The 13,425-nt window shown below is 47.8% G+C and carries 9 protein-coding genes; all 9 read left to right on the top strand.

The features are described 5' to 3' along the window. The first annotated feature begins 567 nt into the window (after window positions 1-567). The gene (locus tag HUU10_11850; protein ID NUQ82294.1) at window positions 568-1,773 is read left to right on the top strand and encodes an ATP-dependent 6-phosphofructokinase; all 1,206 of its coding nucleotides are present in this window, start codon (window positions 568-570) and stop codon (window positions 1,771-1,773) included. 292 nt (window positions 1,774-2,065) lie between these two features. Beyond that, window positions 2,066-2,473 (top strand): hypothetical protein, encoded by a 408-nt coding sequence (locus HUU10_11845; protein ID NUQ82293.1) that lies wholly within the window; start codon window positions 2,066-2,068, stop codon window positions 2,471-2,473. Between the two features lie 185 nt (window positions 2,474-2,658). Beyond that, a complete protein-coding gene (locus HUU10_11840) occupies window positions 2,659-3,267 on the top strand; it encodes a hypothetical protein (GenBank protein ID NUQ82292.1) in 609 nt (202 codons plus the stop codon). 149 nt (window positions 3,268-3,416) lie between these two features. Beyond that, window positions 3,417-3,884 (top strand): GNAT family N-acetyltransferase, encoded by a 468-nt coding sequence (locus tag HUU10_11835; protein ID NUQ82291.1) that lies wholly within the window; start codon window positions 3,417-3,419, stop codon window positions 3,882-3,884. 109 nt (window positions 3,885-3,993) lie between these two features. Continuing rightward, entirely contained in the window at window positions 3,994-7,074 is a 3,081-nt protein-coding gene (locus HUU10_11830) for a type I restriction endonuclease subunit R (GenBank protein ID NUQ82290.1), read from the top strand. Further along, window positions 7,064-8,215 (top strand): DUF1016 family protein, encoded by a 1,152-nt coding sequence (locus tag HUU10_11825; protein ID NUQ82289.1) that lies wholly within the window; start codon window positions 7,064-7,066, stop codon window positions 8,213-8,215. The genes HUU10_11830 and HUU10_11825 overlap by 11 nt, the downstream gene beginning before the upstream one ends. Window positions 8,216-8,312: 97 nt before the next feature. Continuing rightward, window positions 8,313-9,611 carry a restriction endonuclease subunit S gene (locus HUU10_11820; protein NUQ82288.1) on the top strand — a complete coding sequence of 433 codons (1,299 nt, stop codon included), beginning with the start codon at window positions 8,313-8,315 and terminating at the stop codon, window positions 9,609-9,611. A gap of 2 nt (window positions 9,612-9,613) precedes the next feature. Further along, window positions 9,614-11,674 carry an ATP-dependent endonuclease gene (locus HUU10_11815; GenBank protein NUQ82287.1) on the top strand — a complete coding sequence of 687 codons (2,061 nt, stop codon included), beginning with the start codon at window positions 9,614-9,616 and terminating at the stop codon, window positions 11,672-11,674. Beyond that, window positions 11,667-13,400 carry an ATP-dependent helicase gene (locus HUU10_11810; protein NUQ82286.1) on the top strand — a complete coding sequence of 578 codons (1,734 nt, stop codon included), beginning with the start codon at window positions 11,667-11,669 and terminating at the stop codon, window positions 13,398-13,400. The genes HUU10_11815 and HUU10_11810 overlap by 8 nt, the downstream gene beginning before the upstream one ends. Window positions 13,401-13,425 lie beyond the last annotated feature (25 nt).

The following is a 13,425-nucleotide window of genomic DNA, read 5'->3' as shown; positions in this document are numbered from 1 at the left end:
GAAACGCACGATCGCCCCCATCCCGCTTACCAGATATTTTGATGCGCAGGGTACTGTGAAGACAGAAAACCATGAGTGATTCACAAAATATCTGAAAGCAGCGATCCTTGCCACCCACACCGCCCGCCGATGCCGGTGGCCACCCGCCAATACAAAAGTTCTGTGTTTTATTGTATGTTTTGCCGCCTTCAGTCCGTTGGCGTAGAAAACAAACGAAGGACCGATCAGAAGCCGGCGCTGTCTGAGTCCCGATTTATCGGGACGAGTTCGGCGGCTTCCGGGCCTGAGTGTGGTTTTTAGCCGTAAACGGACTGGGCGGCTTGGCATTTTGGTGACTTTTGGGCAGTCAAAAGTTACCCTGCGGAGCAACCCAAGCTGGCTGGTTTCTACAGACGTTGCTGAAAAGACAGGATACCCTCAGCCACCGGATCCGGCACCATGCCCCATCGGCATCCAATCTTTACCCCTTCCCCGGATTAAAGTTGGGTTAAACGAAAGTGGGACCGGTTCCACAAGCGGTAAAAATTTTGTAAATTCCGGTTTGCACATTCAAACAAAGGAAGACCCATGGCTAACATTAAAACCAAAAAAGGTGTGATTGGCATTTTAACCGGTGGTGGAGACGTCCCCGGCCTGAATCCGGCCATCCGTGCAGTGACCATCCGTGCGATCCGTGAAGGATTTCAGGTGGTTGGTATCCGCAAAGGATGGGAAGGAATGATCACCCTCGACAGAAGTAAAAAACTTGAAGAACAGGATGACTGTATTGTTCTGACCGAACAGATTGTAAACAAAATCGGCCGTACCGGCGGTACCTTCCTTCATACATCCAGAACCCGCCCCGACAAGGTAAAACTGGATAAGGTTCCTGCTTTATATAAGGACACCTACAAGGACGAGATGAACGACCTGACCGGTGAAGTGATGAAAAACATCGATTACCTCGGGCTGGATTATCTCATTCCGATCGGTGGTGATGATACCCTCAGTTATGGCGTTCACATGCACAAACAGGGTATGAAAGTCATTGCCATCCCCAAAACCATGGATAACGACGTCCCTGGCACCGACTATTGTATCGGATTCGGAACCTGTCTGACCCGTACCATCGAATTGGCTCATGAACTCCGTACACCGGCTGGTTCGCATGAGCGTTTTCTGGTGATTGAAGTATTTGGCCGGTATGCTGGTTTCACGGCCCTGCTGCCCACCATGGCAGGAGCTGCCAACCGGTGCGTGATTCCTGAGCATGATTTTGATATTGAAAAATTAACCGAACTGATGGTTAAAGACCGCAACGACAATCCGTCGAAATATTCGGTTCTGCTTGTGTCGGAAGGTGCAGTTCCCAAAGGCGGCGGCATGATGTTCGAAGGTGAAGAAGCCGATGCTTACGGACATAAGAAACTGGGCGGAATCGGAGACTACGTTTCTGAACAGATTAAAAATGTTTCCAAGAAGTTCAACAATGGCAAAAAGATCGAAGTGATCAACCAGCGGATGGGATACCTCGTTCGTTCGGGAGCACCCGATGCCCTCGATTCCATCGTACCGATGGCGTATGGAAACCTGGCACTCGACCTGATTCTGAAAGGCACCACCGGACGTCTGGTGGCTCTGCGTAACGGACGCTATGACAACATCCCTGTTGAAGTGGTGACTTCTTACAAGAAGAAGGTTGATGTGAACAAGTTCTACGACACCAGCCGTTACCGGCCGAAATATGAGCACTTCGAGGATAAACCTCAGCTCATCATGACGAGCGATTACTGAGAAAAAGCCCGGCACCCGCCGGGCTTTTTTATTTAAGGCCCGGGGAAATCCCTGCTTATTACGCAATTGCTGCTTTCCCACTTCTGTGAACATTGCCCATTCTAACCAGATAATCGGAAAGCCTACCTTGGAGTACTTACGGAAGTACTCTGCTGGGCAAGAACTGAACCTTTAACATTTTTTTAATGTAAGTAAATTAGCATTTTCTTATATTGTGTTAGCCCCTGGAGTGAGGGGGTAAAATTAGATGATTAGTTAGAAAAGTAGTTCCTATAAACTAGAAAGGTAACATATGTTCAAGAACAAATTAACCACCACATCCTTGATTCTTCTAATTGTTCTTCTATTAAGTGGTTGCGCTCAGAGAATAGGGGATTTCACTGTAATATCAACAAAGAATTATGAGGCCTCAAAAAAATACACTAAGGTAGGTCGTTTTACCGGGAAGGACGAAGTATTTTACTTTATCATTCCATTTGGAATTCCAAATATTAAAAATGCAGTAGACAAGGCAATAGAAGCCGGTAATGGTACATACTTGACTGATGCAGTTTTAGAAGAAACTTCCAATTTATTCATGATTGGTTATAAAATAACCGGTGATGTTTGGGCACCCGCAACACTTGGAAGCATTGAGAATGGTAATGTTGAATTGCTTACATTAGAAGAATTGCAGAAAAGAAACGTACGAATTAAATAAAAAAAAAGAACAGCCATGCTATTTATTCATGGCTGTTCTTTTTCCAACACGACAATCAATTTCAGGCTGATCTATAGAATAGATAGCATGAAACATAGTTTTGTTTTCGTTCAAATAAATTGTAATTATTATTTGTGTTCTTGGTCCGATTAAAATATTCATTATAAAATTCACAAGGAGAAATTATGTTTAGAATTATTGCTTTTCTTATTTCGTTTTTCGCATTGGCAACTTCACTGAACGCACAAGCATTGCGAGATATAGTAACATTGAAAAATGGTTCTAAAATAAAGGGGAGAGTTGTCAGTGAAAATAACGCTTCGTCACTGAAAATAGTGACAACAGATGGTAGTGAGCTCGTGTATTCAATTGAGGAAGTGTTAAGGATAGAAAAATATATTGACCCTGATATTGCAGTAGAAACTATTGATTCTTCCTATTCATCAATTGGCGTAACATTTGGCACACCTACTGGATTAAATGTAAATTCATCGCATTGGTTTGGACGAGTTGGTTTACATATATCCGGAATGAGCTACAGGGCAAAAATTAGCGGTACAGAACTTGGCATCAATTATAAGTTGTCGGATAACTCATTTCGTTCACATTCTGTTGGTCTAAATTATTCTTCTCTGCTTTCAGTAAATGCAAAATGGACTGGTTTTGGTATACACTATCAGTATATATATAAAGCATTTGTAGTCAAGCCGGGTATTCAATTCGGTTCAGGTACGTTTACAAGCCCACAAATTATATTAGAGTTGGGTTATATAAATCGACTTTTTGTTTTCTAACTATCGCCTTACTCTTAACCTGCCATCATTTCCTTCTGTAGGTCCGGGTGGGAAGATAGATTGGCGCGTAAAGGTTCTGGGTTTGTGGTTTGGAGAAAGTGCAATTGCAGGCTGTGACGCATAAACCAGATTTTAGCCAACAACTGGCCATGGTAAAAATTATTCAGGAAATTCCCATCTCGAGTGCTCCTATCGGGCTCCTGATGATTGCGGACCCTTCGGAGTCCAGGATTCGTTCGTATCTGCCAATGTCAAAGTGTTTCACTATCTCTGCGGGTGATGAGATTCTTGGGGCATGTGTCGTCAGGCCGAATGGTGATGGCTCGCATGAGTTGATGAGTATTGCAGTACTGCCTGCGCACCAGAACTCCGGTCTTGGGACCGTTTTATTGAAATGGGTCATTGAACACTTCAGAGCAATCGGTGCGACAGAACTGTTAGTCGGAACTGGCACTTTTGGTTATCAACTGGCCTTCTACCAACGTCAGGGTTTTCGTGTCGCTACCATTGAGCGGGACTATTTCATCAAAAATTATCCAGAACCTATATTTGAAAATGGGATACAACTGTTTGACATGCTTATTCTCAAACTGGTGTATCGCGACCCTTTTTCCTAACCATTACAAGCCAACAGAAACCTCAAGGCCAGGAATTTCAACAGCATCAACCTCTGCATGATCCTTTTACGCTTGGCCGGGGTATGCTATACATGACAAGTCAACACCAATGAGCAGTTCCCATAGCAGCAAGTATCCAACAGACCGTGCACCGGCTTCCGTTGTCCGCGAGGACACGATTGAATACGGTTTCATCGGCACGCTTCAGAGTCTGAAATACGAGTACCGTCCCGACATCCGGGACCGCGCTTCGCTGGAGAAAAACTTCCGGGAAAAGTTTGAAGCCCTGAACCGCGTTCATCTTACGGATGCGGAATTTGCCCGTCTGCTGGATGAAATCGTTACGCCGGATGTTTACGCTGCATCAAAGACGCTACGCAGCATCAACGCCTTCACCCGTGAGGACGGCACGCCGCTGAACTATTCCCTGGTCAACCTCAAGGACTGGTGTAAAAACCACTTCGAAGTCATCAACCAGCTCCGGATTAACACGGACCACAGTCATCACCGGTATGATGTTATCCTGCTGATTAACGGAGTGCCTTGTGTGCAGATTGAACTGAAGACCCTCGGCATCAATCCCCGTCGGGCGATGGAGCAGATCGTTGACTACAAAAACGACCCCGGTAACGGCTACACCCGCACCCTGCTCTGCTTTATGCAGCTGTTCATCGTAAGCAATCGGGACCGCACGTATTACTTTGCCAACAACAACACCCGCCACTTCGCCTTCAATGCCGACGAGCGTTTTCTGCCGGTTTATGAGTTTGCCAACGAGAGCAACGCGAAGATCACGCATATCGACGATTTTGCCGGAGCCTTTCTGAAGAAGTGCGACCTCGGACGTACCATCAGCCGCTACATGGTGCTGCTCGCCGGAGAGCAGAAGCTCATGATCATGCGGCCCTATCAGGTCTATGCCGTGCAGCACCTGGTCAAGTGCATCGATGAGGACAACGGCAACGGATTCATCTGGCACACCACGGGAAGCGGCAAGACGCTCACCTCCTTTAAGGCTTCCACCCTGCTGAAGGAGAACGACCACATTCATAAATGTGTGTTTGTGGTGGACCGCAAAGACCTCGACCGCCAGACGCGGGAAGAGTTTAACCGCTTTCAGGAAGGCTGCGTGGAAGAAAACACGAACACGGCGGCGCTGGTACGCAGGCTGCTTTCTGAAGACTATGCCGACAAAGTAATTGTTACCACGATTCAAAAACTCGGACTCGCGCTGGATGAAGGCGGCGTGCGGAATAAACAGCGGAGTAAAAACGGCCAGACGACGTACAAGGAACAGCTCGAAACCTTGCAGGATAAACGCATCGTCTTCATTTTCGACGAATGCCACCGTTCCCAGTTCGGAGAGAACCACAAGGCCATTAAAGCGTTTTTCCCAAAGGCCCAGCTTTTCGGATTTACAGGCACGCCTATTTTTGAAGCCAACGCGTCGTTCCAGAAGATTGAAGACGAGCAGGCTTCCATGCGCACCACGGCGGATCTGTTCCAGAAGCAGCTCCACGCCTACACCATCACGCACGCCATTGAGGATGGAAACGTCCTCCGCTTCCACATTGATTATTTCAAGCCGGAAGGGAAAAACACGCCCAAGCCCGGCGAAGCCCTCGCCAAGAAAGCAGTAATCGAAGCCATTCTCGCCAAACACGATGCCGCCACCGGCGGACGACGTTTTAATGCCATCCTCGCCACGGCATCCATCAATGACGCGATTGAATACCACGCGCTGTTCAAGACCATGCAGGCGGAGAAAGCAGCAACCGATCCCGATTTCAAGCCGTTGAATATTGCCTGTGTGTTCTCGCCGCCATCCCAGCTTGCAGAGAATGCGGAAGCCCGAAAAGACATTGAGCAGCTTTCGGGTGATCTGCCGCAGGAGCAGGAAGACAACAAGGTGGAACCGGAGAAGAAAAAGCAGGCGCTGGAGGCCATCGTTGCGGATTACAACGCCCGTTACGGCACCAATCACCGCCTGAGCGAGTTTGATCTGTACTACCAGGATGTGCAGAAGCGCATCAAAGATCAGCAGTGGCCGAATGCCGATTATCCCGCCTCGAAAAAGATCGACATCACCATCGTGGTGGATATGCTGCTCACCGGCTTTGATTCGAAGTTTCTGAATACGCTGTATGTGGATAAAAACCTCAGGCACCACGGGTTAATCCAGGCGTTTTCGCGCACGAACCGGATACTCAACGGAACCAAGCCTTACGGCCATATCCTTGACTTCCGGCAGCAGCAGGATGCGGTGGACGCTGCCATTGCCCTCTTTTCCGGAGAAAAAACCGGCGGTCAGGCCCGGGAAATCTGGCTGGTGGACAAGGCGCCGGTCGTCATTCAGAAGCTGGAAACCGCCGTGCAGAAACTCCAAAGCTTTATGGAGTCGCAGGGCCTCGACTGTACGCCGTCTGCCGTTGCGAATCTGAAAGGCGATGCCGCAAAAGTCGCCTTCATTGCGCATTTTAAGGAAGTCCAACGGCTTAAAACCCAACTCGACCAATACACCGACCTCACCGACGAAAACAAACAGGCCATACAGGCGGTACTGCCGGAAGAACATCTGCGCGGCTTCAAAGGTCAGTACCTGGAAACCGCCCGGAAGCTCAAGGAGCAGCAGGGCAAGACCGGAAGCAAGGAAGGCGAACCGGTTGACTCCGTTGATCAGCTTGATTTCGAGTTCGTGCTTTTCGCATCCGCCGTGATTGATTACGACTACATCATGGGCCTCATTGCGAAGTTTTCAGAAAAAGAACCCGGCAAGTCGAAGATGACCCGCGAGGAACTGATCGGACTCATCAGCGCCGATGCCAAGTTTATGAACGAGCGCGACGACATTGCCGAATACATCGGCACGCTAAAGGCAGGCGAAGGCCTTAGCGAAACCGCCATCCGCGAAGGTTACACCCGCTTTAAGACCGGGAAGAACGCCCGGGAACTCGCCGGCATTGCCGAAAAACACGGTCTGACCAAAGAGGCCCTGCAAGCCTTTGTGGATGGCGTGCTGGACCGCATGATCTTTGATGGAGAAAAGCTCAGCGACCTGATGGCACCGCTTGATCTTGGCTGGAAAGCCCGTACCCAGGCTGAATTGGCATTAATGAAGGACCTTTACCCGCTACTAACCAAACGCGCCGGTGGCCGCGACATTTCAGGACTCAGGGCCTATGAGCAGTAAAAAAACGCCGCCGCCTGCCTTTTCGGGCGATTTCGATTCGCTGGTCTCCTCCATTGTGAATATCCATCAGCAGACGCAGCAGTATGCCGCCAAGGCGGTTAATGTGGCCCTGACCCTGCGAAACTGGCTCATCGGGTACCGTATTGTGGAATTTGAGCAGCAAGGAAACAATCGGGCCGCTTATGGGGAAAAGCTTTTGCCCATATTGGCCGAAAAACTATCTGCTGCCGGGCTAAAGCGGGTGGACGCCCGTGAATTGCGTCGTTTCAGACTCCTTTATGAGGTGTATCCGCAAATTCGGGAGACAGTGACTCCCGAATTGCTTGCCATTGCAGGTCTTCCAAACGTGCCTTCGAACCCCACATCACCAAAACGGGAGACAGCGTCTCCCGAATCGCACATGGTGGAGACAGCGTCTCCACCATTGCTCACGCGGCTTTCCTTCTCCCATCTCACGGAACTGAGTAACCTCGCCGACGATACCCAGCGCCGGTTCTACGAAATCGAGTGCATCCGCGGCAACTGGTCGGTCCGTGAATTGCGCCGCCAGATCAACAGCCTTTATTACCAGCGCAGCGGTCTCTCCAGAGATAAAGAGAAACTTTCCAGCATCGCCAACGCCAAGGCGGAGACCCTCCAGCCGGCTCACATCATCCGCGACCCTTACATCTTCGAGTTCCTCGGACTCCGTTCCCGCGATGTCATGGCGGAATCGGATTTGGAGGACGCCTTGCTGGATCGCCTTCAGGATTTTCTCCTTGAACTGGGTCACGGCTTTTGTTTTGAAGCCCGGCAAAAGCGCATCCTCATTGGTGACGACCATTTTTTTATCGACCTGGTTTTTTACCACCGCATCCTGAAATGCAACATTCTGGTTGAACTCAAAACCGATGCTTTCCGTCACGAACATCTGGGCCAGCTCAACACCTACGTCGCCTATTACAAAAAACACCAGATGACGGACGGAGACCAGCCGCCGATCGGCATACTCCTATGTACGCAAAAGAATGACGCACTGGTCGAGTTTGCCCTCGGCGACTTAAGCAATCAGATTTTTGTATCCCGCTACGCCATCGAATTACCCGGAAAAGAGGAAATGGAACGTTTTATGGAAGAACTCCGTAAAGAGGTAGGCCCGTGAAAACCCAAAACCTACCACAACCGTTGACTTCGCCCAATTCCGGTGCTAACCGGGAAATGTGGGATTCCGGTGACCATAACGCGGCGGGGGTTGAAAGATGAGTAGCAAGGCTAAGACCACCGATACAAACGAAGAGGGAAAGCCCGCGCTGGTGCCGAAGCTGAGGTTTCCGGAGTTTCGGGATGCATGGGAGAAGAAAGCCCTCGAAACACTTGGCTATTTCACTGGAGGAGGAACACCAAGCAGAGACAAAGCATCCTATTGGACTGGCGATATTCCGTGGATTTCTAGCTCCGACTTGAATGAGGACTCGCTTTCTCAAATCAACATATCCCGCTTTATCACAAAACAGGCAGTTCAAGAATCGGCGACAAAGATATTACCTGCGAAAAGCATTCTCCTTGTTTCAAGGGTGGGTGTTGGAAAGCTCGCAGTTTCAACATTCCCTCTTTGCACGAGTCAAGACTTCACGAATTTCACAACTACCGATGCAGAGACGTTGACGTTGTTCTTAGCTTATTTGTTGAAGTCTAATAAAGAGACTCTGCTGTCTTTCAATCAAGGAACATCTATCAAAGGCTTCACTAAAGACAATATCGCCTCGCTTTGCTTAGGTTTCCCATCCCTCCCCGAACAACAAAAAATCGCCGATTGCCTGAGTTCGCTGGACGAGCTGATTGCCGCCCAAGCCCGGAAAGTGAACGCGCTCAAAACCCATAAAAAAGGCCTGATGCAGCAGCTTTTCCCCCGCGAAGGCGAAACCGTGCCAAGACTGCGCTTTCCGGAGTTTCAGGATGATGGGGAGTGGGAGATGAAGCCTCTTGGTAGCATTGCGTCATTTTCTTCAGGGGGGACACCATCGAAAGACAATCCAGAGTATTGGAATGGAACTATTCCGTGGGTCAGTGCTTCGTCGATGTATGATCTTGTAGTCGAAAAGGCTGACCATTACGTGGCGCCGCTTGCTATTGGCAACGGTACTCGAATCGCTAAGAAGGGATCAATTTTGATTCTTGTTCGCGGGAGCATGCTGTTTAAGCGCGTACCTATTTGCGTTGCTGGAATTGACGTGGCGTTCAATCAAGATGTTAAAGCGCTTGACTTGGATAGTTCTATTAAAACCGGATTTCTTCTTTACCAGCTTTTAGCTTTTCAATCCCGTTTCTCAATCAACGAAACTGGAATCGGTGCTGGAAAGATTGAACTTGATCATCTTAAAGAGTTTGTGTTGTTCTTCCCCAACGCGACTGAACAACAACGAATCGCGGATTGCCTGAGCAAACTAGACGAATTTATCACCGCCGAAACCCAAAAGATGGACGCTCTCAAGACGCACAAAAAAGGGCTTATGCAGGGGTTGTTTCCTTCTACAAACACACAGACTGGAATACAATAAAAATGAAAATCAAAGAAATCACCGTTAAAAATTTTCGACTTCTCGAGGACGTTACGATTTGTCTCGAGAACGATACGACGCTCATCGTTGGGCGTAACAATAGCGGCAAAACATCACTTACTGAGTTATTCCGGCGCCTATTGGCAGAAAGCGCCCCAAAATTCCGCCTTGAAGATTTCTCACTAGGAATGCACGAGAAGTTTTGGGAAGCACGGGAGCTTTTCAGAAATAGCGAAGAAGACGCAGTGGTTAGGGAACGACTGCCTGCGATTTCAGTTTCGCTCTTAATTGACTATTCGGGAGATATAGATTTTGGAACTCTTTCCGAATTTATCGTTGATATCAACGAGACATGTACAACAGCAAAAGTTCAAGTCATCTATGAGGTTGCCTCTGGCAAGATCAAAAATTTTTTTGCCGATCTTAGCAACGATCGTCTGGCCTTTTTTCGTGAACTTCGCGACAGAGTTCCTAAGCTTTTTGAGGCTAGGATTGAAGCTCAAGACCCGAACGATCCAACCAATACAAAGGTCGTAGACAGCGCTGATTTAAGGGCCGTTTTACAGTTTGGGTTTATTAACGCTCAACGAGCATTAGACGATGCTTCGAATAAAGAAAAGGCGGTTTTGGGAAAGGTTTTCGAGCGAATATTTACTTCCGCTTCTTACGCATCTACGGGTACTGACGACCAGGTACGAGCACGGGAACTGAAAGAAGCCGTCGAAGAAGTCCAGACCGAAATAGACTCAAATTTCAATAGACAGTTACAAGCGCTTGCTCCTACTTTTGAACTGTTTGGGTACCCTGGACTTTCAGATCCCAAACTCCGGACAGAAACGCAATTCGATGTCCAACAGCTACTCTCCAACCATACAACAGTGACTTATGCTGGGCCGATTCCTGAAGGAGTCAATTTACCGGAGTCCTACAATGGACTTGGTCCTAGAAATTTGATTTTCATATTACTCAAGCTCTTTGAACTCTTTCGTGAATTCGCTACTCGGCAGCCACAAGCTGGAGTTCAACTTATTTTCATAGAGGAGCCTGAAGCACACTTGCATCCACAAATGCAGTCGGTTTTCATCCGACAACTCAACAAAATTCGCGCGATGTTTGAGTCAAATTATAATGGTGGGACCACATGGCCCGTGCAATTCGTGTTGACGACCCATTCATCACACATTGCTAATGAAGCATCTTTTAGCGCAATGCGATATTTCCTTACCAAACCGCGTGAGGAAGGCTCTAGCATTCTAAGTACCCGTTCAAAAGATCTTCGCACTGAATTGACTAGTGAAGAGCCAGATAATTTGAAATTTCTCCATCAATATATGACGCTAACCCGCTGCGACTTGTTCTTCGCAGATGCGGCAATCTTGGTAGAAGGCACTTCGGAACGTCTCATTTTACCAAAGGCGATTGAAAAATTCGACATACAAAACGGACGCAATATCGGTGGTAAATACCTTTCAATAATGGAGGTCGGGGGGGCCTATGCTCATCTGTTCTACCATTTGATCGACTTCCTAGAACTCCGAACCCTTGTCATAACCGATCTCGATGCAGTCGAACAAACTACCGCTGATAGTGGCAAGACTCGCTGGACGAAATGCCCCGTTTCCAAAGGGCGCAAATCAAGCAACACTTCGATAAACCGATGGTTTGACCCAAGCGGTGAGAACAGCCCCGCTATCCGGGATTTGTTGTCCAAATCTAGTGCTGATAAGGCTTTTGGGTGCCGTCGAATTGCATTCCAGATTCCTCATCTAGATGGCGGAGCCTGCGGGCGAAGCTTTGAGGACGCTTTCATACTAGCCAATACAGATAAGTTTACTGTTAACGGTTCGACCGTGCAGGAGATGGAAACTCATGCGTGGGATATGTCCCTTGATATCAAAAAGAGTGAATTTGCTCTGAAATATGCGATCAATGAGACGGATTGGGTGATTCCGCGTTATATAGAAGAAGGGCTTCGGTGGCTTGGTCAAATTGATGAAACAACCCTACCATTACCAGCGGATGGCGAGATCCTCCCCGCAGCCGAGGAGCAAGCGGATGTTTGACGTAGCGCTTTTGAATCCAGCAGAGCTTGCTTCACAAAGGGCTCTGGATGAGGTATTCCGGTGTATTCGGGAGAAAAAAAGTTTTAGGCTCGAAGCGGGAGCCGGGGCGGGTAAAACATATTCCCTCGTAAGGGCGCTAAATCTACTAATCGAAGAGAACGGATCTCAGTTTGTACGCCAAAACAAGCGAGTGGCTTGTATTACTTATACCAATGTAGCGACAGCCGAAATTGTGAGACGCACAGACGGCAATCCTATCATCCAAGCGTCAACGATACATTCATTTTGTTGGGATTTGTGCAAAAGTTTCCAATCGGCGCTGCGAACTGAGGTTCTGAATATTCCTCAATTGGCTGAGAAAATTAATGAGGCTGGTGGGATTAGACGGCGACGAATCAATTATGAATTAGGGCATCGGCGGGTCACCGACAACGAGATACTTTTGCATCATGATGATGTCTTAAAGCTTACAGTGGCACTGATGGAGAACCGTAAGTTTCGCAGAATTCTCAGTTCAAGGTTTCCAGTGCTCTTTATTGATGAATATCAGGATACAGACAAAGATTTCGCTGACAGTATAATTCGAAACTTTGTGGAAACTGAGCGCGGGCCACTCATCGGGCTTTTCGGTGACAGTTGGCAGAAAATCTATCCAACTGGCGCTGGCAGTATAGATCATCCAAAACTCCGCGCAATAGGAAAAGAGGCGAATTTTCGATCAGCCCCAGCGATAGTAGATGTTTTGAATCGGATTAGACCTGAGCTCCCCCAACAAGTCAGCAATCCAGCCGCAATTGGTTCTGCTAAAGTATTTCATACCAATAGTTTTGCAGGTCAGCGTCAAACCGGAGGTCACTGGGGGGGGGATCTTCCTGCAACTGATGCACACAACCACCTTGAGGCTTTACGTAGGCAACTGGCAAGCGTAGGTTGGGATTTTTCACCAAAAAACACAAAGATTCTGATGCTGACCCACAATGTCCTAGCATCTGAGCAAAACTACAGTCAGATTCTTGGATCCTTTGATTTTACCGATGGATTAATTAGGAAAGAGGATCCGCATATTGCTTTTTTGGTGGATACGGTAGAACCAGCTTGTGCAGCATTTTGTGCCGGTAGATTTGGTGAGATGTTTGATATTCTTGGAAATAAAGCCGGTAGGCTGACTAACCAGTTAGAAAAGCTTGAATGGGCGCGAGATATGCGTCAACTTATTCAAGTCAGGGAGACCGGGACAATTGGTGAAGTTCTTCAACTCTTAAAGGAAACAAGAAAACCGCAACTCCCAGATTCTGTGCTTAGGACTCAGCAAAAACTTGAATCATCTACTCCAGAGGAGATAGAGAGTTCAGTTACACTTAAGCAGATAAATAGGTTAAAGCTAATTCCATATACCGAATTGATTTCATTGGCGGCTTTCATTAATGACCATACTCCGTTTGCAACAAAACATGGTGTTAAGGGCGCTGAGTTCGAAAACGTCCTCGTAGTTTTTGGCCGGGGATGGAATCACTACAACTGGAGCCAATTTCTTGAGTGGTTTCCTAATCGTTTTCCCGGCGATAAAGAAGCAACCTACCTACGAAATAGAAATCTGTTTTATGTGGCTTGTTCTCGGCCAAAGAATAAATTGGTACTACTATTTACGCAGAGCCTCTCTGTGCCAGCTTTAGAAACGCTCCAAAACTGGTTTGGAGCAGAGAATGTCTCAGAATTCGCGCCGTAATAGACAATTCGTCCCGACCGACTCA

The sequence above is a fragment of the Bacteroidota bacterium genome, from assembly GCA_013360915.1.
Taxonomy (GTDB): Bacteria; Bacteroidota; JABWAT01; order JABWAT01; family JABWAT01; genus JABWAT01.
The sequence above is the reverse complement of the archived record's forward strand: the minus strand, read 5'-3'. Positions and strand labels throughout refer to the sequence as shown.